Annotated in this window: 32 protein-coding genes; 13 read left to right on the top strand and 19 right to left on the bottom strand. The window is 66.3% G+C overall.

The window, feature by feature from the left end; translation table 11 throughout:
- Positions 1–295: 295 nt before the first annotated feature.
- The gene (locus tag ACMA1D_RS18175; protein WP_414725045.1) at positions 296–565 is read left to right on the top strand and encodes a hypothetical protein; all 270 of its coding nucleotides are present in this window, start codon (positions 296–298) and stop codon (positions 563–565) included.
- On the opposite strand, the gene ACMA1D_RS18170 is transcribed toward ACMA1D_RS18175, so the two are convergent.
- Positions 559–834 (bottom strand): hypothetical protein, encoded by a 276-nt coding sequence (locus ACMA1D_RS18170; RefSeq protein ID WP_414725044.1) that lies wholly within the window; start codon positions 832–834, stop codon positions 559–561. The two genes, ACMA1D_RS18175 and ACMA1D_RS18170, sit on opposite strands and share 7 nt — an antisense overlap.
- Before the next feature lie 218 nt (positions 835–1,052).
- On the opposite strand from ACMA1D_RS18170, the gene ACMA1D_RS18165 reads away from it, so the two are divergent.
- The 12 genes from ACMA1D_RS18165 to ACMA1D_RS18110 all read left to right on the top strand — a co-directional run bounded on the left by ACMA1D_RS18165 (position 1,053) and on the right by ACMA1D_RS18110 (position 8,415).
- Positions 1,053–1,298 (top strand): hypothetical protein, encoded by a 246-nt coding sequence (locus ACMA1D_RS18165; RefSeq protein WP_414725043.1) that lies wholly within the window; start codon positions 1,053–1,055, stop codon positions 1,296–1,298.
- 259 nt (positions 1,299–1,557) lie between these two features.
- Positions 1,558–1,797 (top strand): hypothetical protein, encoded by a 240-nt coding sequence (locus ACMA1D_RS18160; protein WP_414725042.1) that lies wholly within the window; start codon positions 1,558–1,560, stop codon positions 1,795–1,797.
- Positions 1,797–2,324, top strand: a complete 528-nt coding sequence (locus tag ACMA1D_RS18155) for a hypothetical protein (protein ID WP_414725041.1) — start codon at positions 1,797–1,799, stop codon at positions 2,322–2,324. The genes ACMA1D_RS18160 and ACMA1D_RS18155 overlap by 1 nt, the downstream gene beginning before the upstream one ends.
- Positions 2,321–2,527: a hypothetical protein gene (locus ACMA1D_RS18150; protein WP_414725040.1), complete on the top strand. Its 207-nt coding sequence runs from the start codon at positions 2,321–2,323 to the stop codon at positions 2,525–2,527. Before ACMA1D_RS18155 ends, ACMA1D_RS18150 begins: the two co-directional genes overlap by 4 nt.
- A gap of 12 nt (positions 2,528–2,539) precedes the next feature.
- Positions 2,540–2,752 (top strand): hypothetical protein, encoded by a 213-nt coding sequence (locus ACMA1D_RS18145; RefSeq protein ID WP_414725039.1) that lies wholly within the window; start codon positions 2,540–2,542, stop codon positions 2,750–2,752.
- A gap of 152 nt (positions 2,753–2,904) precedes the next feature.
- On the top strand, positions 2,905–3,654 hold the full coding sequence (locus tag ACMA1D_RS18140; RefSeq protein WP_414725038.1) for a histone-like nucleoid-structuring protein Lsr2: 750 nt from the start codon (positions 2,905–2,907) through the stop codon (positions 3,652–3,654).
- Between the two features lie 190 nt (positions 3,655–3,844).
- Positions 3,845–4,174 (top strand): hypothetical protein, encoded by a 330-nt coding sequence (locus ACMA1D_RS18135; RefSeq protein ID WP_414725037.1) that lies wholly within the window; start codon positions 3,845–3,847, stop codon positions 4,172–4,174.
- Positions 4,175–4,205: 31 nt separating this feature from the next.
- Positions 4,206–5,588, top strand: coding sequence for a DUF3987 domain-containing protein (locus ACMA1D_RS18130; RefSeq protein WP_414725036.1), 1,383 nt, complete (start codon positions 4,206–4,208; stop codon positions 5,586–5,588).
- Between the two features lie 386 nt (positions 5,589–5,974).
- The gene (locus ACMA1D_RS18125; protein WP_414725035.1) at positions 5,975–6,691 is read left to right on the top strand and encodes a hypothetical protein; all 717 of its coding nucleotides are present in this window, start codon (positions 5,975–5,977) and stop codon (positions 6,689–6,691) included.
- A gap of 67 nt (positions 6,692–6,758) precedes the next feature.
- Positions 6,759–7,079 carry a hypothetical protein gene (locus tag ACMA1D_RS18120; RefSeq protein ID WP_414725034.1) on the top strand — a complete coding sequence of 107 codons (321 nt, stop codon included), beginning with the start codon at positions 6,759–6,761 and terminating at the stop codon, positions 7,077–7,079.
- 322 nt (positions 7,080–7,401) lie between these two features.
- The gene (locus ACMA1D_RS18115) at positions 7,402–7,956 is read left to right on the top strand and encodes an HNH endonuclease (RefSeq protein ID WP_414725058.1); all 555 of its coding nucleotides are present in this window, start codon (positions 7,402–7,404) and stop codon (positions 7,954–7,956) included.
- Between the two features lie 57 nt (positions 7,957–8,013).
- Positions 8,014–8,415, top strand: coding sequence for a hypothetical protein (locus ACMA1D_RS18110; RefSeq protein ID WP_414725033.1), 402 nt, complete (start codon positions 8,014–8,016; stop codon positions 8,413–8,415).
- A gap of 103 nt (positions 8,416–8,518) precedes the next feature.
- On the opposite strand, the gene ACMA1D_RS18105 is transcribed toward ACMA1D_RS18110, so the two are convergent.
- From ACMA1D_RS18105 to ACMA1D_RS18020, 18 genes are all read right to left on the bottom strand, one after another.
- A complete protein-coding gene (locus tag ACMA1D_RS18105) occupies positions 8,519–8,743 on the bottom strand; it encodes a hypothetical protein (RefSeq protein WP_414725032.1) in 225 nt (74 codons plus the stop codon).
- 18 nt (positions 8,744–8,761) lie between these two features.
- Positions 8,762–9,766 carry a peptidoglycan-binding protein gene (locus tag ACMA1D_RS18100; protein WP_414725031.1) on the bottom strand — a complete coding sequence of 335 codons (1,005 nt, stop codon included), beginning with the start codon at positions 9,764–9,766 and terminating at the stop codon, positions 8,762–8,764.
- A gap of 65 nt (positions 9,767–9,831) precedes the next feature.
- Positions 9,832–10,095, bottom strand: coding sequence for a hypothetical protein (locus ACMA1D_RS18095; protein ID WP_414725030.1), 264 nt, complete (start codon positions 10,093–10,095; stop codon positions 9,832–9,834).
- Between the two features lie 38 nt (positions 10,096–10,133).
- A complete protein-coding gene (locus ACMA1D_RS18090) occupies positions 10,134–10,643 on the bottom strand; it encodes a hypothetical protein (protein WP_414725029.1) in 510 nt (169 codons plus the stop codon).
- A 119-nt stretch (positions 10,644–10,762) separates the two neighbouring features.
- On the bottom strand, positions 10,763–11,410 hold the full coding sequence (locus ACMA1D_RS18085) for a hypothetical protein (protein ID WP_414725028.1): 648 nt from the start codon (positions 11,408–11,410) through the stop codon (positions 10,763–10,765).
- Complete coding sequence (locus ACMA1D_RS18080; RefSeq protein ID WP_414725027.1) at positions 11,410–12,036, bottom strand: hypothetical protein; 627 nt, start codon at positions 12,034–12,036, stop codon at positions 11,410–11,412. The genes ACMA1D_RS18085 and ACMA1D_RS18080 overlap by 1 nt, the downstream gene beginning before the upstream one ends.
- Positions 11,990–12,802, bottom strand: coding sequence for a hypothetical protein (locus ACMA1D_RS18075; protein WP_414725026.1), 813 nt, complete (start codon positions 12,800–12,802; stop codon positions 11,990–11,992). The genes ACMA1D_RS18080 and ACMA1D_RS18075 overlap by 47 nt, the downstream gene beginning before the upstream one ends.
- A gap of 10 nt (positions 12,803–12,812) precedes the next feature.
- Entirely contained in the window at positions 12,813–13,601 is a 789-nt protein-coding gene (locus ACMA1D_RS18070) for a hypothetical protein (protein WP_414725025.1), read from the bottom strand.
- Between the two features lie 15 nt (positions 13,602–13,616).
- Positions 13,617–14,681 carry a hypothetical protein gene (locus ACMA1D_RS18065; RefSeq protein WP_414725024.1) on the bottom strand — a complete coding sequence of 355 codons (1,065 nt, stop codon included), beginning with the start codon at positions 14,679–14,681 and terminating at the stop codon, positions 13,617–13,619.
- A gap of 1 nt (position 14,682) precedes the next feature.
- Positions 14,683–16,164 carry a Gp37-like protein gene (locus ACMA1D_RS18060; RefSeq protein ID WP_414725023.1) on the bottom strand — a complete coding sequence of 494 codons (1,482 nt, stop codon included), beginning with the start codon at positions 16,162–16,164 and terminating at the stop codon, positions 14,683–14,685.
- 26 nt (positions 16,165–16,190) lie between these two features.
- Positions 16,191–17,177 carry a phage tail family protein gene (locus ACMA1D_RS18055; protein ID WP_414725022.1) on the bottom strand — a complete coding sequence of 329 codons (987 nt, stop codon included), beginning with the start codon at positions 17,175–17,177 and terminating at the stop codon, positions 16,191–16,193.
- A 17-nt stretch (positions 17,178–17,194) separates the two neighbouring features.
- Positions 17,195–23,188, bottom strand: a complete 5,994-nt coding sequence (locus ACMA1D_RS18050) for a hypothetical protein (protein ID WP_414725021.1) — start codon at positions 23,186–23,188, stop codon at positions 17,195–17,197.
- A gap of 12 nt (positions 23,189–23,200) precedes the next feature.
- A complete protein-coding gene (locus ACMA1D_RS18045; protein WP_414725020.1) occupies positions 23,201–23,575 on the bottom strand; it encodes a hypothetical protein in 375 nt (124 codons plus the stop codon).
- Between the two features lie 38 nt (positions 23,576–23,613).
- Positions 23,614–23,826, bottom strand: a complete 213-nt coding sequence (locus tag ACMA1D_RS18040) for a hypothetical protein (RefSeq protein ID WP_414725019.1) — start codon at positions 23,824–23,826, stop codon at positions 23,614–23,616.
- A 153-nt stretch (positions 23,827–23,979) separates the two neighbouring features.
- Entirely contained in the window at positions 23,980–24,891 is a 912-nt protein-coding gene (locus tag ACMA1D_RS18035) for a hypothetical protein (protein ID WP_414725018.1), read from the bottom strand.
- Positions 24,892–24,956: 65 nt separating this feature from the next.
- A complete protein-coding gene (locus tag ACMA1D_RS18030; RefSeq protein WP_414725017.1) occupies positions 24,957–25,292 on the bottom strand; it encodes a hypothetical protein in 336 nt (111 codons plus the stop codon).
- A gap of 14 nt (positions 25,293–25,306) precedes the next feature.
- A complete protein-coding gene (locus tag ACMA1D_RS18025; protein ID WP_414725016.1) occupies positions 25,307–25,693 on the bottom strand; it encodes a hypothetical protein in 387 nt (128 codons plus the stop codon).
- Positions 25,690–25,992 carry a hypothetical protein gene (locus tag ACMA1D_RS18020; RefSeq protein WP_414725015.1) on the bottom strand — a complete coding sequence of 101 codons (303 nt, stop codon included), beginning with the start codon at positions 25,990–25,992 and terminating at the stop codon, positions 25,690–25,692. The genes ACMA1D_RS18025 and ACMA1D_RS18020 overlap by 4 nt, the downstream gene beginning before the upstream one ends.
- Positions 25,993–26,254: the final 262 nt, after the last annotated feature.

The following is a 26,254-nucleotide window of genomic DNA, read 5'->3' as shown; positions in this document are numbered from 1 at the left end:
ACGTCCCTTTGTATGGCTTGTCAGTTCCTGGCAATGCCTGTCGTAGAAAGGAATAGCATGTCGGGGTCAGTGCATCTCGCTTGCGAACACGACTCGTCCCACTGGGCCAGTGTTCATATTGTCACAGCCCGGCCAGATGGGCGGGGTCTCGTAATAACCGCGCACGTCTGCGCGGATCACCTTGACGACTGGGTGGCGGTACTCCACCGGCAAGACGGTCATCAGTTCGTCTCTCAGCAGCCAATCAACAGTAATTGCCGCCTCTACGGGCTGTGCAGGAGTTAGGGGAAGTGCTATGCCTAAGGTCATAATCCGAGCTGGGCAATGGGAAGAAGATCGCAACCGTATCAGGGTTCGCATGCGGCACGAAGGGCAGTCATCTCCTTTCGTGGATCTCGTTTTGGGTGATTGGAACCATCGCCTTTATCGGGAGATGCCCGCCACGACCCTCACGTTCCTCGCGGAGAACCACGGTGTGACCTCCCCTCCGACCATCTTCCGGAAGGAATACCACGACCAATACAACCCATTTCTTTACGACTTGGTGGGGGAGGCCGATCAGTGACGGGCTGGAGATATGAGGTCTGGGCGTGCGGTGTCGAAACCGACACACCGGACGGCCATGATGGTGAATGTGACCCCTGGGAGCGAGGCGGCATATACTGGAACGCTAGGTGGTTTGACGCCTTCGAGCATGCCGCACGCCGGCAGCACGCTTTCGTTCAAGCTGTCCCGGTAGACATCGATCCGGACTGGAAGCCGCATGTCGCTTTCGAGCACATCGCGGGCGGTGGCCTGTGCAGGGGCTGCGCCAACAAATTCCTCATCCTTCACGACTCGTACCATGCCCCCGGTATCGGAGCCTCCGAATGCCCGACCTGCGCAGAAACGTGCCGCCCGCGCGGCTCACTGACCCGCACGCCATTGGGCGACGAGTTCATGTGCGCAGACTGCCGCTCGACGTTCCGACGAATGCACGAACGGCAGACGCGGGACCCAAATGCGCGGCTCTACCGACCTGTGCTCGACGTGGCCCGCGAAGATGCGGGGAAGTGAGCGGAGTGGGCAAGGGATCAACCAAGAGCGAGGTAAAGCACTTCCAAACGCTCAAGGACGGGCGTGTCGGGTGCTGGATCTGGAACTGCGGTCTGCCAGCGACACGGTGGATCGACATGGAGCGCTACGGCATTCGCCGCTGGCTGAGTACGGCGTACTGCGACGCCCACGGCGAATTCCAAACCGAAAGCGCGGACCACACCCACAGAGAACGACGTATCAAGGAGGAGAAGAACAAGTGAGTTTGTCGAATCGGTGGGTAGCCATCTTTGACGAAGCAGCGGGACGGCTGGACATCTACAGCTCGACCCGCCCCACCCCCGTACGCACCTGGCACCAGCTAGAAAGCCTGGTTGACGCGGTCCACACCCTCATCCTCTGGAATTCGGAGCAACCGGACAACGGCTGGCGCCCCGCTGCACTGTGGGAGCGCTTGGGGAACTCCAGCCTCCTGGCCGCCGACGTCGTTCCCATTCGGCTCATTAGGAAGAAGCGAAACCGATGAGCCTGACGAAGCGCTACATGGACGACCTCGCGGTCGTGGCTCTCTGGGCAGCGAGTGCCGCCTTCTGGGAATGGCCGGCGGTTCGGGCGGAAGCACTGAGCCCCGTGTTCGTTGCCTGCGGAGAACTGGCCGCCAAGTACCCGGGGCCGGACCTCGTGGCGGCCCTGCTCACCCGTGAGGCCGTGTTGTCGTACGCCACCACGCGGGTCGCACTACGAGAGGCGGAGGCGGCCTGATGGAGAAGACCCTGCCCTCGGGGCTGGCAGCGGGACCGCTCGGGCGCTGCGTCGCCTCGTTCTGCTCCGCCCCGGCGAACACGGTGGTCACCTTCTCGCCCCGGGGCATGGCGGCGCGCCTCGGGCCCCGTGCCTACTGCAACGCCCACGTCGAGCTGCTGTTCGTGGACGATGAGACCTACGAGGCCCGCCACCGAGCCCACCCGGGGGGTTTGGGCCCGCGCGTCTTCCAACGCAGCATGTACGAGATCCGGGAGCCGAGTGATGCCGAGGCCGCCGAGCTGGCGCACGAGCGAGCGGCCGGGGAGCGGTGGGCGGCCGAAGGCCGGGTCGGAAGCTACCGGCGGATAGTCGAGTTGCACTCGGTCACGACTATCGACGGGTTGCTCGTGGACGCCTGGACTGCCGGGGCATGCGTTGCCTTGTACGACGCGCTGAACGAGGCCAATCGGGAGCGATGGCTCGCTATGCCCGTCGCCCAGCAGTGCGAGGTGGCCGTTCGACTCGTCATGGGCGGCCGAAGTTGAACTACCACAACTCCGTCACCTACCACTGGGCCTCGATCGAGTACGGACGGGATCGCTACGTCCAGGTCGTCAAGACCAAGAAGGGTGAGATCGAGGCCGAAGCGGCTGCTTGGGACTGGGGCCGGCGGAACCTGGCGCCAGCAGTCGTGAACAGCGCGATCGTGCGCTATCTCGGGCGGTCCGAGCCCCGAGTTCAGTACTGAGAAGGGCAACACATGGACAAGTCCGACAACGTCGAGCTGTGGCAGGCACTTGCCGACGCGCTCAACGCGCTCGAAGACGCGGGGTACAGCGTGCAGTTCGGGGATCGCAAGGGCCCGGAGACCAACTGGTGGACGGCGCCCCACGCTTACGCGGGCAACCGGGCTAGCGGCACCGAAGCCGCGTGGAGCCGCAAACGTTCCCGCTGGATAGTCGAGCAACGCTGATCGACAAGCACAACTGAACAGCAACACCAGCCGAGCGGCCATCGACCGATGAGCCGCTTTCTTCGTGCCCGCAGACAGTGCGGGGCCTTTGGTGGGGCCAGGTCTTCGGACCTGGCCCTTGCCATGGGCGCTCGACAGAGAGGAGCAACATCATGAGCACCAACTGCCTGGGCTGCACGGCGAAGGGCGAAGAGCGGTCGGCCGTGACCGTGATCGCAGTCGGTCACCGGGCCTGGGACCTGTGTGACGAACACGCGCAGAGGTTCAGCGGATACCTCGCCGAACTGTTCGGGACCGACGGCGCGGCTCCGACCGTTCCCACCCGCGGGAGCGTCGTCGTCACCGGCACGATCCCCGGGTACGAGCCGGAGGCCGCCCGCCGCGCACTGGAGAACAGCGGCTTCACGATCGTCGGGCACGTGGACGAGAGCACGGAGTTCATCGTCTGCGGCATTCGGCCCGCCCCGCACAAGGTGCGGGAGGCGCGGGAGGCCGGCACGGCGAGCCTGGACGCCACGATCGCTGGCCGGTTCAAGGACGCCGTGGCAAGCGGGCACTGGGTTGCCGAGGACGCCCTTCCCGAGGTCGCGGAGAAACGCACGGCCGAAGAGGTCAGGGCGCAGGTCGACAGGGAAGAGCGGTGGCGGGGGGAGAAGAGCCGGCGCCTGGCGGCTTCCCGTGTGGAGTGGGCCCGGGAACGCGCGGAGAAGGAGAAGCGGGAAACCCGGCGCCTTGTCGAGGCGTCCCTGCCACCCGCGCTGAGCGAGGCCGAGAAGGTCCGCCAGTGGGCGCGTGAGAACGGCTTCACGGTCAGCAGCAAGGGGCGTGTTCCCGCCCATGTCCGTGAGGCGTACGCGAAGGCGCAGGAGGGCCAGGAGGCGCTTTCGGTGGTGTCCCGATGAAGGAGTTCTATCCGCTGCGTCAGTGCACTGTCTGTGGCGACGACTTTGACGAAGTCCAAGTGGCCTACGGCGACTGCCCGGTGTGCGAACAGTTCGTCTGTGAAGGGTGTGACGAGGGGTACGACCCAGCCACCGGCCAGATGGTCTGCCCGGAACATGCGGCTGACCCTCGTGCTGCGAGGTGCACCGAATGACGGGCGTACCCGCGCCGGAGGACATCGTGGTGCCGCCCTCCCGCCCGCTGCCCCGCGGCGGCCACCGCCTGGACGAGCGGCGGCCCGCCGGCGAGTTGGGGGCAATGCTCGCCCGGCCCGTCCCAGCCCGAGAGGTGCGGGGTGGGGACTGGGTGGTGGGCCTGGCCGCCAGGCCGTTGCCGCACGGCTCCGACCGGTGGCGCCTTGGCCGAGTGCTGATGCGCAGCAACACCCAACGCCTGACCCGTATCGAAGCCCGCTTTCCAAAGGGGTGGGTCGTTTGGGAAGGCGACGCCGAGACCCCCATCCCGGTCTACCGGCGATGACTCTGCCCCCGAAACACAGAAGAGAGGAACCATGCCCAGCGCTTTCGAGCAGATGAACTACGGGCCCATCGGTGAGACGGTGGCTGCCAACATCGACCAGACAGAAGCCGATCCGGTCGGCTTGTACGCCGTGGTACTCGCCCTGTACTCCTCCGCCTTCGGCGGCAAGGTCTACTTGGAGAACGGCCGGCCCGTCGCCGTGTGGACGGTGCTCGTCGGCCCATCCGCAGCAGGTCGTAAGGGCACGGCCTACCGCGCCGGCCGGGCCCTGGTGTCGCCGGCGATCGGCAGCTTCCTGGACGCCCGCACCAAACGAGGCATCTCCTCGGGACCCTCGCTGGTGAACACGCTCTATTCGATCGAGCTTGAGTCCGCCAACACCGAAGGTGGAGTCGACGGCCGCGCGATGGTCTTCGAGCACGAGTGGCGCGGCATCCTCAAGCGCAGCCGCAGGTGCCCGACCTTCACCGAGCAGATGTGCGTCGCCTGGGACGGCGAACCCTTGTCGAACCTGACGAAGGGGAAGAACGGGCAGCGGGACGAGCAGGTGGTGTACGAGCCCAAGATGGGCTTCCACGCTCACATCACCCCCGGCTCCTGGAACCAGTACGTGCGCCTGGAGGACGCGCTCGGCGGGATGTACAACCGCATGCTCCCCGTCCTGGTGCACAAGTCGAAGAGCCTCCCGTACAACCACCGTCCCCGGTGGCAGCACGACCCGCGGCTGAAGGACGCGTACCGGTGGGCCAGCGAGAGACGCCGGGTGATCACCTTCAGCGCGGACGCCGGACGCCGGTACGACCAGATCCGCGCGACCATCGATGACAAGCTGGAAGGGCTGCCGGAGCACCTGTCCTGCTACTTCGAACGGGCAGCAGAACAGGTCCACCGGGTCGCAGCGGTGCTGACCCTCTCCGAGAAGAAGACGAAGATCAACAAGAAAGCGCTCGAAGCCGCCTGGGCGTTCGTCGCCTTCTCGATGACCAGCGTCGAACGGTTGGTCACCGAGGCCAGTCAGGGCACGAAGGTGAAGAGCCTCCGCGAGGCGATCCGGGAAGTACTGGAGCGCAACGGCGGGGAAGCCAGCTCGACGCTCATGCTCCGCTCACTCCAGGCTCGCACCAACGCGGCAGGCTTGCGCGAAGAAGTCGATCAGATGGATGACGTCGAGTACTTCAAGGGCAAGTCCGCTGCCCCCGGCCCGAAGCCGATCATGTACCGCCTCGTCCCCGACAGCGCGAAGGCTGGGAAACCCCAGAGCACCGAGGTACCCAGTCAGCGAGCACCCCTCAAGCTGGTGGCGCAGGACCTGGCCAGCGTTCCGCGGAAGCGGCCGGTCCCCAAGAAGGCCGTCCCTTCCGAGTCGGCCCCAGAGACGGCCCCGGCAGCTAACCCGTTCGCCGCGCTGCTGTGAACCACACGGTGCGGCGCCGGCCCGAAGGCCGTTGGCAGTGCACCAGGTGCCGAGCCGCCTTCCTCTCTCGGGAGGCGGCTCGGCGGGCCCGCTTCCCCTGCCCCGGCGAAGCCCTGGCCCACGGCCTTCCCGGCACCCGCGAGCACCTGCTGTACCCCCGCGATCTCGACCGCGGGTGTGAGGCGTGGAACTGCCCGGACGCTGACAGCGGGTGCCAGGGCTGGCACGGCCCCGACCCGTACTGCGACTCATACACCTGCCGCCTGTGCTGCCACGACTGCGACTGCCAGGTGTGCGACGGAGTGGTCCAGGCCCCGAAGCTGCACGTCGTTGACGACATCCCCGAGCACGAACTGCAACAGACCCCGAGACGAAAGAAGGCGAAGATGACTGCGAACCTCGAAGAGTCGCTGGCCGCACTGAGCCCCGGCGACCCTGTGGTCGCCCAAGGCGCGGGGCCGAGAGGCACGAGCGTCACCCGAGAAGGCGTGTTGCTGGCGCCCCCGAAGCCAGCCACCGCGCAAGTGGACGGGAAAAGAGTGAAGGGCTGGCGGCTGTTCGTAGGGCCGGCGGGCACTCCGACAAGCCAGCGGTCTACCTGGGTCACGCTCGTCCCAGGCACCGGGTCCGTCGAGCGGGCCGAGGCGCCGACGAGACCGACAGGGTGGAGGAACGAGGAAGTGCGGGACCTACCGGGCCTGCGCGCGGACGGACGCAGCGTCCGAATCTTCTTCGGAGGGAAAGGCGGAGCCCGCTCAACCGAGCCGGCGGAGCCTGTGGTCCTGGCCGACGTGTACTACACCGACGATGGGAAGTACGCGATCTGCGACGCCGACTCCGGCGAGACCTTGTTGCTGCGCACCGGCCGGGGCCGGATCTGGTGGTTGCTGGCCCCCAAGAGCGTCGTACTGGCGTCCGCCCCTGAAACAGCAGCGGAGCCCGAGCCGGCGCCAACCGGGGGCACTCGACGCGGCTTGCTCTATGAGGGCGTGCTCGGCACCCGGAACGGAGAGGACGAGCCCGGAGAACCAGTGCTCGACCCGGCCGGGCGGAAGGTGATCGGATGGCTCGCTGACAACCGCAGCCGCTTCATACCGGCCTGATCGGCCGCCGCCCCCCACTGTCAGTGGGGGGCGGTACCGTCGACCGAACTCAAGAGGAGGAACACACGTGAACTGGATCGAAGACCCGCTCGTTGAGGAGTGGGCACGGAACTGGGCAAGCTCCGCAGGCGTCGAGTACGTCCCCACCATCCGCGTTCGGGAGGGCGAGAAGCACGGACACCGCGTAGTCCAGTTCCTCTTCGACCGCGCTGCGCGCTTCCAGGCTTGTGCCGTCGCGATGCGGTTCCTGGATCACGACAAGGGGCCGGTAGCCCTGTCCGTGCACGCGGAGAACTGGTTGGCACTCGACGTCGAGCTTCCGGAGGAGACGACCGTTGCCGGCCCTCGCGGCGACACCGCGAGTACAGGTGGCACCACGGATGAGTGATCGGTTCGAGGAAATTCGCCATGAGCTGATCGCCGAAATGGCGAGATTCGATGCGGAGCGCACTGCGTGGCGGCAATCACGTGAAGCCGAGTCGGTGTGCCAGGACTCGCATCACGGCGGATGCGCGGGGGAAGTAGCGCTCCGCGAGGACCTGTCCGGGAAGGGAGCACCTGTTTCCCGGTGCGACCAACACCATGCGATGGCGCTGGATCGCGGGGAGAAGCGGGGCAGGTAACCGATCCTGGGCTACTACCGAGGTGTAGGTGGCGCAGGGGGCGACTTCGAGGGGGCAGTGGTGGAGAAGCGGCGTCGACGGGCTTTCATGATGTGGGAACGGCTTGCTGTGCTCACTGCGGATAACGGCGAATGTGTCTACTGCCCCTTTGCGTCGGAAACCATGGACCATGTCGTTCCGTTTGCCCTGGGCGGGGAAGACGAATTGGTGAACCTGGTACCGGCCTGTAACTCGTGCAATTTATTGAAGGCAGATTCGAGTCCGCCGGAATTTTTTGTCCGTGACAGAATGAAGACATGTTTCAAAACGGAGGATGGGCTGATTGGAACCGCGTTACCTTTGGATGAAATGGGAGAGCGGTTCGAATCGGCGTCTTTGGAAGTTCACAACTTGCTCAACCATCTACAGCGGGTGCGTGCGGAGATCAATGCTCCGGGTCGCTTGGCTTGGTTCCGGCACCGATTCGAGGGCCACGGTCGTGCCGCGGCTGATGCCGCGCTCAGGATGAGAGAGCAGGTGTGGCCGGAGGTGGCCAGGGCAAAGGGGTGGCGTTACCCGACGCCAACTGTGGAGAGAATGCGGGCTACAGCAGAAGCCGAGCGAATGGCGCGGTGTGACGCGCACCGGGACCCGTCCCGGTGACTCCGTGGACGCTGGTAGGGCAAGCCCAACCCGATCCAACACATTGGGGGACTCTCCATGAGACGCAACCGAGTGGCTGCCGTCGCAGCCGTCGCGGCGCTGGGCGCCAGTGCGCTGGTGTCAGGCGCTTCGCCCGCTGGCGCGACTGCGGGGGGCGAGCAGATCAAGAGGTCTTGCTACGACACAGCGAGCCACTTCTCGAAGTCTGCGGGCTCCCGCATGTACCCCGAATATGGCGTGTATCTCCGTACGACGACTGCCTGCAAAGACATCAACATCAAGTTGACCGATGTCGGCAGGTACGTTCAAGTCTGCTTCCCCAAGACCCACTCTTGCAACAAGCTCAAATTCGCCCATGCCAACAAGTGGACAACGGTCGCGACCAACGTCAAGGACTACGCCGAGTACTACTTCCAGTTCGACGTAGGGTTCGCGCGAACAGGCTACATCGCCGACTGAGCGATCGGCATAAGTCGGGCATCAGTGCGGCGATCGTAAGTGGGCCCGCATGCCCCGACTCCTGCCAACCCTGGGAGTCGGGGCGCCAGCATGCGTAATGCCCCTAAACTTCCAACTCCGTGCCAACACTGCCGGGCGACGTCTCGTGCAGGGCCTCGCGAGTCTTGCCGTTCTCCACTCGCTGGGCCACCTCGCCGACGCCGAGTAGAGCAGCGACCACGGCCGTCAGGCCGTACCAGTCGATGTCCGGGAAGTGGGCGACAAGCAGCGGAACGAGGGCCGCGAGGACGGCGGTGATGCGGACCGCGTGTGTGCGAAAGAAGATCATGCAGCTCCTATTGATTCATTACTTCATGAGACGGGCCCAGGTCTCCGCGCCCGGGTAGCCGTCGGCGGACTTGCCGCTCCAGCCCTGGGCGCGCTGGAAGGCGCGGACCGCGGTGCGGTCGGAGCTGGTCCAGCGAGGCCCGGGGCCGATGGCGTAGGCGTGGCCGTAGCCCTTGCGGACGAGGGCCTGGCCGAGCACGGTGACGTGTTGGTTCACGTGGCCCGGCCGGAACTTGGCGGCACCGGGGAACGCGGGCGCCTTCGGCTTGCTCGGCCGGCTGGGCTGGGGCGGTCGGGCCGGCGCCTTGTCCGGGACGGTGACCTTGTCACCGGGGTGGATGACGTCGGGGTTCTTGATCTGCGGGTTTAGGCCGATCACGGTCGCGAGGGACACCCCGGCCGCCGCTGCGATTGTCGCGAGGGACTGGCCGGCCTTCACGACGACCGTCTTCGCTCTTCCGGCCGGTGGCTTCGAGCTGCCTGCGGGGGCTGTCGCAGTTGCCTTGTAGGTGAAGCCCGCCTTGCCCTGCTTGGCGGGGTCCGCGGTAACGATGCCCTCGGCGTAGGCGGGGAGGCCGTAACCATGGACGTACGCATCCCGGCGGCGCCGCTTCCGGGCCATCACCTTGTTGCCGTTGGCACTGTTGGTCAACGAGGTGTTGCCCTCGTAGGTGTAGATATAGGTGTTGTCGTAGGCGTAGCAGATTCCCGTGTGGGTGCTGCCCGTCGAGCCGTAGATCACCTGGGCTCCGACAGCCGGGTAGGCGCTCCACCGCGACTGCTTCTTGAACCACTGCATCGCGGAATGCACGCTGGCGGTACGAGGGAACAGGTCGGCGACGCCGGCCTTCATCGCGACCCAGCTCACCCAAGTGGCGCACCATGGCTGGTAGTTCGACCATTCCAGGCCGGGCACCTGCCCCGAGTACTTCTGATGGCCCGAAGGCCGCTCGCCCGGCGCGCGCTGAGCGCGATAGCCGACCTCGCCCTTGGCGATGGCGCAGACATTGGAGACCTGACTCATTCTGCCTTCTTTCGAGCGCAAAAAGGCCCCCTTGGCGGGGGCCGTGAATGGTGGTTTAGCGTTGGCTAGTCGTTTAGATTCTCAGGCGGAACGGCTGAGGTCGTGGGCTCGATTCCGCTTTGGCGTAGCTGCCAGGCGTAATCCGCGCTCACGTGGCGGTAGTACTCAACGAGGGCTTGTAGTTCGTATACCGTGCCCTGGAGTTCGTTGCGCCACCTGGCGAGGTCTTCGATGTGCTCTCGCCGGGCCTTGTCGAACGCGTCCTTGCGCTCGAACCACAGCTTGAGGAACCCGACCAGGGAGGCGATCCCGCCTGTTCCGAACGCCACGGTGAGGATCTGCGAGGCGTCTACTGGGGTCTCCCTTCCTAGATGGTGCCGACCCACCTGATCTCTGCGAATGACCCCAGCTTGTACTGCGTGCTGATCTCGTCATTCGCCCATGAGTGCTTCGGAGACGAGGCGCAGTGGCTTGCGAACTGGACCTTCGAGCCGGCCTTGAGTTTCTGCACGGTCGAGTGGCCACCGGACATGGTGAACGGGGTGGACTGGGCCGGTGAGAACGTGTCGACCGAGGCCGCGGCAATCGCTTCGCCCGTGCCGGCGGTCATGTTCACCCCGATCTCGACCCGGAGCTGGTGTCTGGCCTGGGGCAGGCTCGTTTCGGTGGCGAAGGCGCCGTGCACGGTGATCCGGTAGCGACCGTCAACGGGGGCAACGAACTGCCAGGCCGTGTCCTGCTGCATGGCCCGGTCGGCTGTGATGGTCGGCACCATCCCGGGCCACGTCTCGTACGAAGTGCCCGCGGGGCCTTCCCCACCAAGCGGGTAGAAGGGCAGGACCGAGTAGGCGTTGGCCGGCAGGTCCTTTCGCTTCATGCCGATCATGCGGGCGGCCGGGGGACGGAGTAGGAACTGGTGAACAGCGGACACTCTGCGGTTGAGCACCGCTGCGTTTTCCAGTTCCCGGGGGGACCACGTTTCGATTGGAGGGATGGTCACACGAGCCTCCCTACCCAGCGCATTTCGAGAAAGGACCGTCCTGGCAAGTTGTAACGGCCGAGTATGAAGTCCTTGTCCGAGACACCGGCCGCAGAAACCGTCTCTCCTCTTTTCAGGGCGACAGTCGTGGATATGGAGCCGATGAACTGGGCCGTCCCATCTTGGGCGTATCGCGCACGCCCGGGGGAGTGGGAGGCGAAAGGGGCATATCCTGTGGACCACTGGCTGTCGACGGTTTGGTTCCTGCCGAGACGGAAGTGCGCGTTGTTGGCTTCCCCGTTGGCGTCCATGACCCCACCGAAGGTCACAGCGTAGAGCCCGTCTTCCGGGGCGATGAGCCGCCAGAGAATCCCGCTGTCGTTCGGCGCGGTCATCGAGCCGCCGGTGGTGTCGTACTCCTCGCTGGGCCTGCTGCCCTTCCCCGGAAGGTGCCAGGGGAAAGAGCACCAGGTGTTGAACGGGACCCATCGACCTCGCTCGAACGCTTCGGCCGGGTTCGCGCCGCTGTAGGTGCCGCGTTGTCGCGCGATCACCTTGCACGCGGGTGGGGTGTAGAGAAAGCGGTGCACGTCTCGCACACCGTTCATCGTGGCTGCGGTGACGACCTCGCGTTGCCGCCAGAGATGCACGGAGGGAACCGCCATCAGGGCTTCACCCCCACCCATCGAAGGTCCACGTGGGAGACGAACTGCGCGAAGGAGCCGTCCCCGAAGCAGAAGTCGGTGTCTGAATGGACCGCCACAGAGACGAAGTCGCCCTCGGCTAGCGGGATCGTCGCAGTGGCGGCGCCGACCTTCTCCGCGGCACTGGTACGGCCGGCCCCGGTACGGCAGAAGCTCGTAGCCGCGATCGTGCTGCCGGCCGTCTGGTTCTTGTTCATCGCCACAGCCACGAACCCAAGGCTCCCCGAGACCGCGCGGACGACCACACCGCACGAGACCTCGTACAGCCCGTCCAACGGAGCGTGGATCTTGAAAGGGTCCTTCGACATCTGTCCACCAGTGGAGTCGAAGGAGTGCATCGCGCCCGTACCCATGCCGGGCTTGTCGAGCTGGAGCACGTGATAGGCGCCCGCCGACTTCTGCTGCGCGGCCACGTCCGCCACGGTGCGCCGGCAGGCCGGGGGCGCCATGAGGCCCTGGAGCACGTCGCTGACGTACCGGCGCATGTCGGCCGGTTCGATCTTCTGGCCGTTGCCCCAGGTCTTGACGTCGATTACGTGATCACCCCAGAACGGTGGTAGAGCCGAGAACTGATGCGTTGTCGTCACCGAGAATCCACGTGGGTCGGCCGTCAGTGCGCCCGGGGACCTCGATGGTGAGGCAGGCTGCGGAAGCCGCTTGCGTGTCCAGGAGGAGTTCGCCGGCGCTGGAGCCAGCCCCCGGGGTGTCGGAGGCGAGCAGACTGACGTGGCGGGCGCCGTAGATCCCGAGCTGCTGAGCCCGTCCCGTCACACCCTCGGGCCAGGCGTAGCCGGTCAGGTCGGTGGACTCGACCAGTACCAGGAAGAGCGACGTGTGTGCGGTTGCGGCCGGCAGCGGCACGCGGTTGACGGCGTTGTACTGCTGAACCCCCACGATCGGCGCCAGCGGGGTCCGGGTCAGGTCGCCGCCGCGGTAGGCGAGGTTCATGGCCGTGGCGGTCGAACTGCCCGTCGTCTCCCACATCACGGTGTCCACGATGCCGTTGTGGGGCCACATGGCCACGGAGACCCAGTGACCCGAGTCGAGCTGATGGGCCTGGGCCAGATAGCCCCCGGGCGACAGGAGCTGTGGTCGCACGTCGGCTGCCGTGCAGACGGAGACCAGGAAGTCGTTGACTCGCGCGCCAGGTGGCACCGCCACGGTCACGTAGTGCACGGCCCCCCGGATCGCGGTGGCCGACGCTGCGTGCGTCGGGTAGGCGACAGGGGCGGGGGCCCGCGACTGCCACGTGATGCCGTCGAAGAACCTGGCGGCGGGGGCGCGCACCCAACTTGCGCCGTCCCAGAGACACTTGGTGCCCTCGACCCACTGGGCGCCGTCCCAGACGGTCATCGGGTTGTCCTCACGCGACATACTGCACCCACACGTCTCCGACCTTCGGGTTCGTCGGGGCGACAGGGCCGGAGAACAGGCGCGCGGTGCCGATATTGGGCGCGGACACGGCCCCTGCGGCTTCGATCCGACCATCCGCCCGTACGCGGAAGACCGACGGCGTGTTGGTCCGGCCCTTGCTGATGGACAATGCCGTGTCGTTCGGGCTGGCCTTTTCCCACTGGCCGATAACCAGGGGTACATGCGCACCGTTGGGCTCCACGTGCAGCGCCCCGGTGTTGTACAGGCGAGTGAACAGGCGCGCGCCGCTGGGTGTGCTCCCCGCGGTTTCCAGGGCGAGGACCAGGCCCTCGTCGCCTCGGTCGTCCACCAGGTCGGGCACCTGGAATGCGACCCACTTCTCACCGGCCGGCGTGTTGATCCGCGCACCGCGACGAGGGATGTATCCGGTGAGCTGTTCGTCCGTGTACTGCTTCGAGCTGTGCGGGTCGAACTGCTCCAGGTGGGCCTTGAGGCGCTCGCCGATGGTGCACGAGGTCAACTTCATCCGGCCCACACCGAAGTCCACCCACAGGGCCTCGCGCCCATCCGGCGGCCCCCAGAAGGGGGCGAGGACGCCGCGCTCGTCGGCGACGAGCTGCGTGATGGGTGTCCCGGTGACGTCCACCAGGTCGGTCATCTGCTCGGCGGTGTCCTCGGGGCCCTCCCACACCAGCCCGACACCGCCGGCGACACGTACGCCGGCCTCGTTCTCCGCTACGTCGGCGGGGGTACCCCCGAAGAGATTCCGGTCTGCCATGAGATGGCTCCTTTCTCAGAGGGCGTTGGCTTCGTAGGTTCCGGAGAAGACGATCGAAGAACGGCGGGGGAAAGTCAGGAGGTAGTCCAGGCCCTCCCCTAGGCGCTTCGAGCTGGGATGGTAGATCTTTACTACGTCGGTCTTGTTTCCCAGGTGCGACATTCCGTGCAGGGCGACGAAGTTCGGGAGGTCCGCGTCGTATCCGCTGTTGAGCAACTGGCCAGAGAAATGCTGACCAATAGACGAAGAAGGGTTGACGGGTAGCGTGAAGGAGAGAGGCCCGGTCCCCGACTGCTTCACATCGGTGTTGGACGTGTTGTTGATGTCGATCGAGAAAGAGACCGTGTTCGGCGCGATCCAACGCCAAATTCCTCTGTAGAGGATTCCGCTCGGGAGCTTCCCCGTGTTCACGATCTTCGGAACGTAGGTCTTGGCCTTGCCGAGATGCCGAGTGATCATGTAGCCGTCGCGACCGTTCCACGACTCAAGCTGGGTGTCGTTGTTGTTGCTGTCCAGGTCGTAGAAGAAGTTCCCTACGCCGTGATGAGCAGCAGTTGCCCGGGTGTTCCAAGGAGTGGCCACGCGAGCGGGGGCGTCGAAGGGGGCGCACTGCTTCACGGTGATCGCCCCGTCCTTGGCAGGCACGGAGATCTCGTGAAGCACCATCTCCCAGCGCTGACCTGCGATGCGCTGTGGCCGCGGCGCTATCGGGGTCTTGGACGGCTGGCCCTTGACCGCCACGATGTTCGAAGAGCCCTTCGGCACGTCCGCCCGCACGACGATGATGTCCACGCGCGGCTTCTCTGTGGGGTTGGCCTCGATGTCGACCGTGAGTACGGAGTTGGACCGGTAGTAGAAGCCGCCCACCCAGGCAGCTCCCGGCCGCAGCTCGATGGTGCGTCCGTTGATGACCCGGGCCGAGAATGGTAGGGCCTCCCCCGAGTAGGAGGGGTTGGTGAGACGGAAGTCGACCCGGTCCCCGGCCCACATCAGCGCCATGTCCTGCCAGTCGAGTTGCGAGAGTGCCGCTTGGCCCCCGCTCTCGGACGGCTCGCTGAATGGATAACTGATCTCCGCCATTTCACATCCTTGTTTCCAGTTTTCGCAGCTTTGCCTTCATCTCCCATACGGTGCGATACAGGTTCAGCGGCTCTCCGGTCCCCTGGTCGCCGATCTTTGGCGACACATCCAGAATTCGCCCCCCGTCCTCGACGGAGATGTTCACTTCCTTGACGATGTCGGAGTACTCTTCCCCGTCCACCGAAACGGTGACGATATCGCCCACGAAGTAGTCACGGCCGAATTTCACCTGGTCCGTGTCGATGGGGTAGATCTGGAAATGGCCACTCTTCGCGCCTTCCTTCAAGGCGGTCGCAGCGGCCTCCTCGACCGCCTTCACCCAGTGCGCGACCGCCACCGGGCGGGCTCCCCGGAGCGCTGCCTTCAAGCTGACCCTGGCTTCGGTCAGCGCGGAGTTCGCCGCCGTCAGCCGTTGGCTTGCCGCCGCCTTCTCCTCCGCGGTCTTGGCGTCCTCGACCGCCTTCTGGGCCGCGGCGAACTCCTTCTCCGCGGCGGTGTGCACAGCCCGCGTTCGCGTCAGGTCAGACGTCCACTCAGTGCCGTCGGGCTTGAGCCCGATGTCCTCGAACGAGGAGGACGTTTCCTTGACCACGAGCTCGGGCTTACCGTCCGCGCCCGTCATGAGTGGGATGTCCCTGCGGTCAACGAAGGTCTCCCGGCGCGTACCCCACTGCTTCTCGCCCTCGGCGTCGATCTGCTGCCACAGGTAGCGTTCCTTCCCCTCCCCCTGGCACGCCACGATCGCGCGGGTGGCGGCGGGCGCCTTGAGCTGCCAGGTGTACTGCTTCAGGTTGCCGATATCGGGGGAGAAGCGGACTTCCGCGGACCGGTCCCGACACTCGTAGAGCCGCAGCTCGACCTGCTTGGTCTGGTGCGACCAGACGAAGCGGTAACCGACCCGCTTGTCCTTCAGCCACTCCTCAGCCTGCGTGCCAAGATTGTCGAAGCGAAGGGAGCCGGATACGGCGGGGCCGAGGGGCGCGTTGGGCCCCACGGCGAGCCCGCCGGCCTTCCGGTCCGGTAGAGCGCGGGAGCCGAACGCCATGTCGGCCTCGTTCCAAAGCACTTGCCCCACCGGACCGCCGATGACCCGGGTGTCGCTCCCCTTGTACTGCTGGGCCACCGGGAGCACGGCCATGTGCTCGACACCTGTTCCGGAGACGCCAGGAAACGCCAGTGTCCCGTACAGCAAGTCGTTGTCGCACTTGCCGCCCACGAACACTGACCCCGCAGCAGTGTGCTGGTCGGTCGTCCAGTACCGCTCGAAGGCGTCGATCTGCCCGGAGAAGACGGGCTCGGGAACACCGTCCTGGTATATGACGACGCCACGGCCAGGCTTCAAGAGGTCTTCCTGAGCCGTACCGCTCTTCACGAGGAGCTGCCACGTGCCCGCTTGGTTGAACCGGATGGTGAAGTCGAGCTTGATCCAGGTGTCGACCTCTCCGATGATGCGACGCTCACCCTGCTGGACTTCGCCTCGCACGAAGACGCGGTACCCCATTCGCCTCCCTAGTAGGACTCGAAGCGTGGACGGAATGAAAGCCTGAGAGACGCCGCCCCGGAGCCGGGAGCCATTTCGACTGAGACCCGTGATGTGCCGGCCGGGATCGACCACAGTTGCGGGTTCGGTCCCAGCGATTCCCAGTAGTTGCGGCCCTCGTCGTCGCGCAGGGACTTGTAGCCGGGCCTCGTGTCGATGGTGAGCGTCCGGCCCGCAGCAACCACATCTGCCGAGGACGTCGGTGCTTCGAAGCTCTGACCGTCGAAGGAGAACTTGAACCCGCGGACAGGCCCTTCGACGGTCCAGACGGGCCAGGCTTCCACGTCACCCGAGTTGAAGACCGAGAGGCCCGGAGTCGAGACGATCCCCTTGTGAAGACGCGTGGGAAGAAACACTTCGACGTTGGAAAGGAATGGTTCACCGCGGCCGAACTTCCACTCCGCTACCTGCGCCTGATCCGAGTAGAAGAAGGGGTCGAAGGCAGTGAGCTGGATGCCGAACGTTGCCCACCGGAACCCAGCGCGGTCTTCGCCCTCGTCGCCTTCCAGGCCCCCGTTGTAGTAGCAGTTCAGGTACCGGGGCTGGGAGTCCGCTTCCACGAACTTGAGGACGCAGTACCCGGCAGCCGGTGAAAGGGTTCTGATCAACTTCCGTTTCAAGCGCTTGAGCGTGCTCCGGTCGACGCCGTGGAGGTGGACGGGGAGCATCACCTCGCGCTGGGCCGTGCGCGTCGACCGGTAGATGGAGCCCGGCAGGTTGGGACTGGCATCCGCGTGCAGTTCAACAGGGGGCATATCCAACCCTTGCGCCCCCGGGAGAAGCATGATGGCCGGCCAGTCCTTGCCTTGCGAGCCGGTGAGGGGGATCTCCTCCCCTTCACCGTTCGCACCGCGGATCGAGACATAGGTGTGCCCCCACTCCACAGGAACAGGCGGTTGGGGCCGAGACGGGTTCGGCGTCTCTTCCGCTCGCCTCTCTATTGCGGGGATGGGCATGGCCACCTACCTCTCGATCAGAACCCGGCCATCACCTCCGCCGTCCGCAGAGCGCGGAGCACGGCGTCGGTCGTGTTCTCGGACTTGGCCTCATGGACGTGGATCTCGTATCGACGACCGGCGACCAACTCCTCAGTGCGGCGCGCGTCGTAGACGCGCTCCCCACCGCGGAAATTGACCAACTCGGGCCCCTGCTCGCCGACCATCGCCAAACCGGCGGTCGCCGACTGCGTGCCGCTCCAGTAGCCCCGGGTGCCGGACAGCGCCCGGCGCCAGCCGGAGCCGTACCTCTCGATCGCGTAGGAAAGGCCGGCGTACAGGCTCGCGAGGGGCGAGAACTGACCCAGCGAGCGGTAAGGGCCGGCGTAGGCGTCGAAGGTCGGCTTGATCACCTGGAGCAGGCCCTTGGACGGCGTACCCGCCCGAGCGTTGCTGTCCCAGTTGTTCACCGCGTTGGGGTTGCCCCCGGACTCGACAGCGATACGACGCAGGACCAGGCCCACGTCGGACAACGAGATGCCGCCCTTACCGCGCAGCTCCCTTACGACCCGTTCGACAAGCGGACGCCATCGGTTGACCGCCCCGCCTGCGGACATGCCGTAGTCGCCTACACCCTCGGAGAACCGGGCCAAGGAGCCCGGCCAGGGGTTGAGCACGGGCCCTTCGCCAACCCCCGGTGAGCCGCCGCTGGGCCGGAGGGCGCCGTCGGCCCGGTTGCCGTACCCGAGCTGTCGACGGATCGACCGGCTCTCGTTGCCACCCACGGTTTCCAGGGACTTGCCCTGCCTGCCGGTGGCGATGTCGATGTGCCCCCAGTCGCCAGGCCCGTAGCCCCTGAACACCATGAGGTCTCCCGGGCGAGCCTGGCTGGTGGGGACCATGCCCATGTGGGACACCCACGTGGAGACGGCCGGCCACCGGTTCCGGGGCGTGCCAGTCGGGGAGCCGCCGTAGGCAGCGTTCGCTCCCGCGTGGTCAACGACCCAAGAGACGAAGTCGGCACACCACGACTCATAGGCCGAGCCGCCGATGTACTTCCGCCCGGACATGTCGCCGGTCTTCGCCTCCTGGAGGGCAAGCTTGACCACTTGGCCGCCACCGCCGCCCGTGTGCTCGTCGGCCCACTTGCCCCACCTGGTGAGCCAGGGCTCGGCCTTCTCGAACGACTGCGCATTGAGGCTGCCGGCCTCGCCGAACTTGGCTGCGATGGACTTGAGCTGCGGGTTGATCGCCGCGTCCCAGCCCTTGCCGACTGCTTCCGCGTAGCCCTCGAACGGGTCGTCCTTGTGCCTGCGCACCCACGAGCCACCGTCCGGGACGACCCCGCCCTTCGCATACAGGTTCCCGCCGCGTCGAGCCTGCTCGTTCCACCGCAGGATCGTTTCCCTGCCCAGGGCCCGGACGACCTCCGGCCTGAGAATGCCCTCACCAGGAGAGAGGACCGCCGGAACGGTGTCCACCCCGGGAAGGTAGCCAGGGACGACGCCACCCGTTGAGAAGTGCACCGGGCTGAGTGGCGCCTTGGTGCCAGCGAGCTTGGCCATCTCGCTCATCATCGAGACAGCGCCCCTGTTGTAGGGCCCGGCCACGGTGCTCTTGGTCGAGCTGCCCACGGACGCCATGGCCGCGCCCCAGACCTCGCGGATGCGCCCGCTGGAAGTCTCGAACAGCCGCTTCGTCTCGTCCACCCCGCCGCGTAGGCGGGAGAGGGACGCGAGACTGCCTGCCGTGGAAGTCGAGACCTGTGCGGCCACCGAGGTCCAGTTGTCCCTCGATGAGGTGCGAAACGCTCGCTCGCCAGACGTGAGCGGGCCCGTCAGGTGGTTGATCCACCGCTGCTGGGCAGGCGTGATCTGGTTGTCCACAGCCTGTTGAACGCGACTGCCCACGGTCTTCCAGACCTCGCCCGCCACCCTCTGGTGGGTTCGGACGGAAGTGGTCATGGACGTCAGCGCCTTCTCGATGCGCTTCGCGGCCTCCTCGAATGCCTTCGCATCCGGGATTGGCGTCACGGCCGGCTCCGACTTGGCCTGTGTGGCGACCGGAGCGCCTGTCTTCGCCGCTCGGTTCAGGCCGAGCACGACCTTGTAGCCGAGGGCTCTGACGGCATCCGGTCGCAGCACCGCTTCACCCGGCGAAAGCAGAGCGGCGACCCGGTCGTTCCCGGGCGAGTAGCCGGGGACGACCCCGCCGTCCGCGAAGGCCCACAGCCCCTTCGTGTTGGGCATCATCTCCCGCGCTCGGGCGTGGAAGTTATCCCAGACCTCCCCGGCGACCTCCGCCGGGTTGTCGATCAATTCATTCAGTGCGTCGAACAGTGAGCGCACGTTGGCGACGACCCCGTTGAACAGTTCCTTCAGGGTCGTGATCGCCTCGTCCAGAACCCCCTTCGGATCGGTGACCAGGTCTTTGGCCAGCGAGCCGAGCTGCTTCGTCAGGTCGATGACGCCACCGACGAGATCCTTGATCATGTCGAGCAGACGGCTCGGGCTCAGAAGATCGCGGGTGAAGCGTGCACCCCGCTCCAGGACGTTGCCTTCGCCCTTCCAGACGTCGTCCCAGAAGAGGGGGCCGGCGGTCGGGGCGACAGCGCCGGCCGCCAGGCCGACGAGGTTGCCCACCCCGGACGGGGCGGCCTTCAGGAACTCCGGCAGCCGGTCGAACATGAAGTCTCGAAGGCTGCCGAACCGGCTGTTAGCCGCTCGTCCGGACGTGTCACCACCGGAGCGAGCGCCCCAGGAGCGCACGTTCCCACCGGTCACACCGCCGATCTTGTCTCCCGCCGAGGCCATCGCGACGCCCGAGGAGAAGGCGGATGAGACCGGCGCGAAATCAAGCCCGCCGACCAGCTCGTCCAGGACGTTCATCGGCCAGCGCCGACCGCTGCCCTGCTTCCTCGCGACCCCGCCCTGGGCGAAGCGCGAGAGCCGGCCGCGCGCCGCCGCAGCGTTCCACGCGTTGATGGTCCCCTCACCGAGGCGGGCGGCGACCTCCGGCCGGAGAATCGCTTCCCCCGGGCTGAGCAACGCCGGTACGGAGTCGACCCCCGGGGCATACCCCGGAAGCACACCACCGAGAGCATGCCGGCTCGGCCTGCGGTGCTTCCCCTTCCCTTCAGGACCGCCGAGGCCGGTCAGTACGTTTACCTCGCCGACGTGCCCCTTGAGCGAGCTGGCTTCGTCCGAGGCACCCTTCAGCGCCCGCTTGAGGTTGTTGACCGACGTCGTCGTGCTGGTGACCCGCTTACCGCTGAGCGTGTCCATGCGACTGTTGACGGTGCCCAGCTTGTCTGCCACCGCGTCGACCGCGGAGTACAAGGACGCGCCGCCACCCTTGAAGCGGTTGCGAAGGGCCTTCAACGGCTTGCCGTTGAGCGTGGTCATCCGCTCAACGCCCTCTTGGATGGCCCGGCGGACCTCCTTGGCCTTCGGCGTCGTCCAGTCGAACTCCTGCCGCAGAGCCTTGAGAGGCCGCTTGTTCAGCGCGGTCATCGCCGACGAAGCGGCCTTGATCCGCCCTTCGGTGGTCGTCGCCTTCTTCCCCAGCGACTCGACCTGCCCCCGAGCGTTGCCCGTCGTACGGCCGTCGAGGTCGCGCAGCCCCGCAGCGGCCTGCCGGATGCGGTTCTGGGCATCCTGCGCGGCTGCCGCCAGACTTCGGCCACCCACACCGCCGAGTGCGTTCATGGCCGGGTCGATGGAGACGCTGTTGACCGAGCGCAGTTCCTGCTTCAGCGCTCGGATCTTCTCTTCGAGCTGGCGCAGAGACTGCTCGGCCTGCCGCACGTTCAGACGTACGTCCTCGCTCCGGCCGGCGCCCCCACGAAGACGGTCCAAGCCGCGTTGGGAGAGAGAGCGGCTATCCCCGCCGCGCAGCTCGGTGCGCCGGTCCTTCCAGGACCCCAGGAACCCGCGCTCCGTGCCCGCTCCACGGACACCGGCGCTGAGCTGCCGACCGACACGGCCGGCACCCTTGAAGCTACTGACGAAGCCGCGGACGACCCCCAGCATCGGGGCCATGATCTTGCCGAGCTTCCCGAAGAGCTTGCTCAACAGTCCGAAGCCCACGAGGAACGGAGTGGCCACGGCAATGATCTTGATGACCTTGAGCACGAGTTCTTGAAGGGCGGGGTGCTCGTCAAGGTAGTTGGTCGTGGACTTGATCCAACCGGTGAAGGTGCCCAGGACGTCGAAGAACTCGCCCAGCACCTCTTTGGCGTGCGGGAGCCCGGCCTTGGCGATGTCCTTGACGTCATTGAGCAGCCCGCCCTCGTACACGCCGGTCTCGGCGTCACGCGTGCCCATGATCTTCTCGCCCAGGCCCGTGTACCGGATCTCTCCTGTAGCCGGGTCCTTCGTCGCGAAGAGCTGCCCCATCTCGTAGGACGCGCGCTCCTTCATCTGCTGGATGCGCCCCGTGATGGTCGCGGTGCCGACCTCGCGGCCGTAACCCTTCGAGCCCGGCTGGCCGTCACTGCCCTGCCAGTTCTCCAGCAGCGCGTCGAGAACCTGCTGACCCGTGATGCCGCCGCCCTTGGCAGCCGGCGTGCCCATGACCTTGTACATCTTGTCGGCGTTCTTGAAGTTCAGGAGCTGGGCCATCTCCTGAGCGGGAATGCCGGTGGCATCGATGAACTGCTTGAAGTTCTTCGTAGGTGCCCGGTCAAGATCCATGATCTTGTCGATCGCGTACAGCGAACGCTGCTGCTGCGACTCGGACAGGTTTCCCGCCCGCGCCATCGAGTCGAGCACGGCCTCGATCACGTCTGACGTACGGGAGGCCGCTCTGTCGGCTGCCTCCTGCCGGACCTTCGGGTCCTTGCTGTCGTGACCCCGCTCACGAGCCACCATGCCGCGCACCATCTTCATCTGGTACTCGTGCATGAGGTCGATGTTGAACGGGGTGTCGATCGCGTACTTCTGAAGCCGCTCCATCTCGCGGGCTGACGCGGGCTGGGAGACACCAGCCGCATGCATGCCCATCTGGCCCATGATCCGCATGTCCGCGTTCTTGACGCCGATCTGCGTGAGCGCCCCGGAGACCAGAGTGAGAGGCCCGAGCAGGTTGCGCGTGATCAGAGCACCGGCCTCAACAGCGTTCTGCCCAAGCGTGTGCACCGTGTCGGCATGCCGCTTCAACGAGGTCTGCACCTGGCCCAGCGGGCGTGCCGTGCTGCGAGAGAGCTGCTGAAGCTCGCGCCGATACCCCTGGACCGAGTTCCGGAGGGTCTGGGCCTGGAGCTGCGCCGTGGCCAGCTCTTCCCGAAGCGCTGCCTTACGCGCGCGGGCCAGCTCGGCGAGCACCTGGCGCTCCAAGCGCGCCGTCTCAGCGGTCACCGCGCGCTTGCGCCGCTCGTTCTCGCGGTGCGCCGCGTAGTACGACCGCATATAGGCATCCCGCTCGCGCTGGGCTTCGCGCTCCCTGCGGGCCGTGTCGTCCAGAGACCGTTGCTTGTCCTGCTGCGCCCGCCGGTAAGCACGCACGTCGTCGCGGTAGGCACGCAGCATCCGACGGGCGCGCTCTTCGGCCGCCTGCCGCTGCCGGGTTTCCAGCAGGGAATCCGCCCGCGCCATGTCTTCCAGGCGCCGCTGGTACGCGTGAAGGGCCCGCTTCGAATCAGCGGACAGGCCCTGCGTCTGACGTTCGGAGGCTTCGAGGGCCTGCCGCGCACGGACTGCTACCTGGGCGCCGTGGCTCCGGGTCAGCTCCTCCTCGACCCGGACGTACCGCTTAGCCGCGGCCTTGTGAACGCCCTCGCGCTCCTTGTTGCCCTGCTTCGCCTGCCCGGTCAGGGCCCGGTTCATCTTCTTGGCCTCGGCGGTCGCATCGTGGGTGAGCCCCGAGAAACCTCTGCTGAGTCCGGTGCTCAGGCTCTTGCCGAACTCTCGGCCATAGCGGCCCATCGTGGCGTTGAGCGTCGCGCGCATGCGGCCAAGGGCTTCCCGATCAAGGTGGGGTTCGATGGAGATGAAGCCGGTGCCCGCCTTGATGGCGCCACGGGGACCCGCCATGTTGCCTGCCTCCTAAAGGGTGTTCATGCGCGTGAAGAAGGCAGAGAGCTCGTCCCCATCTGCGAACGTCGGACTCGCTGTGTCGGAGCTGTCCGGCTCGTGCCGGCCGGGACGAGGCACAGGCTTGGGGAGCTCAACGTTCGCCGAATCCTCGGAGTTGGCCTTGAGGAACAGGTAGTTCGCCACCTCCGCCGCGTCCACCACGCGCGCGGTCAGGTGGTCACCGACCGACCACGAGGCGGACTCGTCCACGGCAGCCAGGAAGGCTGAGCGCCCTGGCTTCTTCAGCAGCGACTGGATCAGGATGTGTATGCGTCTGAGGGAGAGCCGGCCGCGCCACACGTCGAGTAGGTCCACCTGGAAGAATTCGAGGAGGTCGGCTTCCAACTCGTCAGAGAAGTCGCGTATCGCGTGGACGGCCCCGATCAGTTTCCCGAGCTGGTGAAACCGGCTGCCTCGGAGACCTTCTCGGCGAACACCTGGAAGTCCCTGATGGTGGCGCCGGACTCCGTGTAGGTCTGCCACTGCTCACCGAGAATCAGCTTGAGGGCGTCGATCTCGTCGTCCACCTCCAGGATCTTCACGGGCAGATCGAGCGGCGCTGGCACGGTGTACTCGATGTCACCGTGCTGGAACACGGTCGGCTGGCCGTCAGCAACGGCCTCGGCCTGCTTGGCCGCGGACTTCGTGCGAGGGGTCTTTACGGAAGTCAGGGTCGCTCCTGGGGATGGGGAAGCCCTTCGAGGGCTGAGTTTGGTTGTGAGTGCCTGCGAAACAGAGGAACGTTCCTGCTAGGCGGCCTTGGCGAAGGAGGTGGGTGCATCCGCCACGGTCAGGGCGCCGGCCAGGGCCTCAACGGTGGCCACGGTGGCCTTCACCGTGTAGACGCCGGCCGCGGCGTCAGAAGCGGCGGAGATGGTCGAGGTCAGGTTGCCGGCGTCGTCGGTGCTGGCCTGCGCAGCAGTGACCTTCCCCGCAGAGGGCCCGGTGATGGTGATGACGGCAGGCGTGCCGGCGGCGAAGTTCTCGCCGGTCAGGGTGACGGTCCCGCCCTGCTCCACCGTGTTGCCGGACAGACGGGCCGCGGCAGGCTCCTGGACTGTGCTGCCGGAGTCGTTGAGGTCGTCGTTCGTGAGGACGTACCCGAGCCCGCCGTTGTAGTCCAGGGCGTCGATGGTGAGTTCGTACTTGCCGTTCTCGGCCCGCTGGAGCTGGATGGCTCCACGGTCGGAGATCATGGCTCGACCGATGACGCAGCGGTACTGGACCTTGCCCTGAGACCAGTCGACCACCAGGGAGATCTCCGACAGCTCCGGTGTGGACTTCAGGTCCAACCGGAACAGGCCCGGCACGTCCTTGGACTCGACCCACTTGGCGCCGAAGAACAGCTCGGTGGTGAGCTTGCTCGTCTCCATGAGCGTGGCCTTGACCTGGAACGCAGCGCTCTTGACGTTGTACAAGACAGGCACGGCGCTCTGCCATACGTTGACGGGGTCCGTCTCGATGGACGGGGTGATCGTGACACCACCCTCATCGACGTACCCGAGGTTCTTGAACGGGGCGCCGAGCGCGTCCAGGCCGTCTGGGAGGACGGTGCCTGTCCCGGGGGCGTCGGAGAGCTTCGGGGCCGGGGCGATGAACAAGGCCCCGCGTGGTGCGAACCGGATCTTCTGAGCGTTTCCGGTCTCGGCAGGAGTGGACATGAGCCTCCAAGGGCATGAAAAAAGGCCCCGTAGAGGGGCCTGACGGAAGTGCTACGTGGGGACGGTCAGCCGGTCTCCCACTTGATCGAGTCGATCTCAGGAGTCGTTGGCGCCACGTACGGAACCGGCGGGGTCCGCACCGGGGCGCTCCACTCGGACTCGGCACCGTCCACCTTCGCCACCTTGGCGCGTACCTCGAAGACGTCGCCCTCGTTGAAGGGCCACCCGCACGCATCCGCAGTCAGAGTGAAGTCGGTGGCAGGCCAGTCCTGGCCGGTGTTGACGACCCTGACGCGCTCCTCCGGAGGCGTGTCCGGATGCGCGGTGACGCGGGTGACTTCAAGGACGATCTCGGTGCCGGGAACGCCGGCGAAGTTCATCGACCTGAAGTCGAACTTCATGACGCTGGGCAGTGCTACTCCTCGATGTAGAAGACGGTGGCCTCGCCGCCGTAGCAGTGCTCACGAGAGACGTCGTCCGGCAGGTACTTGGGCGAGTCGATGTCCACCACGTCGAGGACCAGAGCGCCGTCGACCACGGTGCCGGGCAGCTCCTCAAGGAGGAGGGCGCGGACCTCGTAGGCGAGGCTGGCGGCCTTCTCGCGGTCGGGGTGGAGGACGGAGTACTCGACTTCGGCGCGGTCCGCTCGGTGTCGGACGGTGCGGAAGCCTCCGGAGTGCTCCAGGTACACGGTGACGTCGCCGGGCTCCCGGCCGACCAAGTCGCCGGTCACGGCCCCGGGTGGGAACTTCAACCGGCTGCGCAGATAACTGATCAGGAAGGCGAGGGGGTCACGTCTCATTCGACCCGCGCCTTCAGCAGGGCCGCCTTGAGGAACCTGCGGCCCGGATGACGGCGGCCCATACGGTCCGTCCATCCGCGCTCCTGGAGCAGCGCGTGCCGGACCTTCGGGTTGTTCTCGACGGTGATGTTGCCGCGCCAGCCCCAGGCGTCCGCCTCGACGTGCGCTTCGATGTGCTTCTTGATCTGGTTCCAGTTGCTCTTGGTGGCACTTGCTCGCGGCGCTTCCTTGACAGCGTCCGCAGCGATCTTCGCTGAGTGCATGGCCACCAGGTCCCGCGTGTCGGTCGAATGGAACACGGCGTGCTCCCAGCCCCGATGCATCACGAGTTTGAACCCCGACTTCAGTTGGTCACTCTCCAAGCTCGGACGCGGACATGGCGCAGGGAGCCGTGGTTCCAGCGCATCGGCTCGCCGTCGACCTCGAACCAGAGGCCGTTGATCAAGAGCCGGTCCGGGGCGTCCACAGGGGTGCCCCACGGCAGGTAGACCAGAAGCCGCTCCTGCGCGGTCTCGCGCCCGGGGGAGCGGGACTCGAAAGACCGCTCGGGCTGGACGCTGG

The organism is Streptomyces sp. 796.1, assembly GCF_047525675.1.
Classification (GTDB): Bacteria; Actinomycetota; Actinomycetes; order Streptomycetales; family Streptomycetaceae; genus Streptomyces.
This window is presented reverse-complemented; position numbering and strand designations above follow the sequence as displayed.

Bases quoted from the DNA above. Each gene is read 5' to 3' on its own strand.
- ACMA1D_RS18175 (WP_414725045.1), top strand. From the start codon at position 296: ATGCCTAAGGTCATAATCCGAGCTGGGCAATGGGAAGAAGATCGCAAC.
- ACMA1D_RS18160 (WP_414725042.1), top strand. From the start codon at position 1,558: ATGAGCCTGACGAAGCGCTACATGGACGACCTCGCGGTCGTGGCTCTC.
- ACMA1D_RS18155 (WP_414725041.1), top strand. From the start codon at position 1,797: ATGGAGAAGACCCTGCCCTCGGGGCTGGCAGCGGGACCGCTCGGGCGC.
- ACMA1D_RS18145 (WP_414725039.1), top strand. From the start codon at position 2,540: ATGGACAAGTCCGACAACGTCGAGCTGTGGCAGGCACTTGCCGACGCG.
- ACMA1D_RS18140 (WP_414725038.1), top strand. From the start codon at position 2,905: ATGAGCACCAACTGCCTGGGCTGCACGGCGAAGGGCGAAGAGCGGTCG.
- ACMA1D_RS18135 (WP_414725037.1), top strand. From the start codon at position 3,845: ATGACGGGCGTACCCGCGCCGGAGGACATCGTGGTGCCGCCCTCCCGC.
- ACMA1D_RS18130 (WP_414725036.1), top strand. From the start codon at position 4,206: ATGCCCAGCGCTTTCGAGCAGATGAACTACGGGCCCATCGGTGAGACG.
- ACMA1D_RS18125 (WP_414725035.1), top strand. From the start codon at position 5,975: ATGACTGCGAACCTCGAAGAGTCGCTGGCCGCACTGAGCCCCGGCGAC.
- ACMA1D_RS18115 (WP_414725058.1), top strand. From the start codon at position 7,402: ATGATGTGGGAACGGCTTGCTGTGCTCACTGCGGATAACGGCGAATGT.
- ACMA1D_RS18110 (WP_414725033.1), top strand. From the start codon at position 8,014: ATGAGACGCAACCGAGTGGCTGCCGTCGCAGCCGTCGCGGCGCTGGGC.
- ACMA1D_RS18105 (WP_414725032.1), bottom strand. From the start codon at position 8,743: ATGATCTTCTTTCGCACACACGCGGTCCGCATCACCGCCGTCCTCGCG.
- ACMA1D_RS18100 (WP_414725031.1), bottom strand. From the start codon at position 9,766: ATGAGTCAGGTCTCCAATGTCTGCGCCATCGCCAAGGGCGAGGTCGGC.
- ACMA1D_RS18090 (WP_414725029.1), bottom strand. From the start codon at position 10,643: ATGAAGCGAAAGGACCTGCCGGCCAACGCCTACTCGGTCCTGCCCTTC.
- ACMA1D_RS18085 (WP_414725028.1), bottom strand. From the start codon at position 11,410: ATGGCGGTTCCCTCCGTGCATCTCTGGCGGCAACGCGAGGTCGTCACC.
- ACMA1D_RS18075 (WP_414725026.1), bottom strand. From the start codon at position 12,802: ATGACCGTCTGGGACGGCGCCCAGTGGGTCGAGGGCACCAAGTGTCTC.
- ACMA1D_RS18070 (WP_414725025.1), bottom strand. From the start codon at position 13,601: ATGGCAGACCGGAATCTCTTCGGGGGTACCCCCGCCGACGTAGCGGAG.
- ACMA1D_RS18065 (WP_414725024.1), bottom strand. From the start codon at position 14,681: ATGGCGGAGATCAGTTATCCATTCAGCGAGCCGTCCGAGAGCGGGGGC.
- ACMA1D_RS18055 (WP_414725022.1), bottom strand. From the start codon at position 17,177: ATGCCCATCCCCGCAATAGAGAGGCGAGCGGAAGAGACGCCGAACCCG.
- ACMA1D_RS18050 (WP_414725021.1), bottom strand. From the start codon at position 23,188: ATGGCGGGTCCCCGTGGCGCCATCAAGGCGGGCACCGGCTTCATCTCC.
- ACMA1D_RS18035 (WP_414725018.1), bottom strand. From the start codon at position 24,891: ATGTCCACTCCTGCCGAGACCGGAAACGCTCAGAAGATCCGGTTCGCA.
- ACMA1D_RS18030 (WP_414725017.1), bottom strand. From the start codon at position 25,292: ATGAAGTTCGACTTCAGGTCGATGAACTTCGCCGGCGTTCCCGGCACC.
- ACMA1D_RS18025 (WP_414725016.1), bottom strand. From the start codon at position 25,693: ATGAGACGTGACCCCCTCGCCTTCCTGATCAGTTATCTGCGCAGCCGG.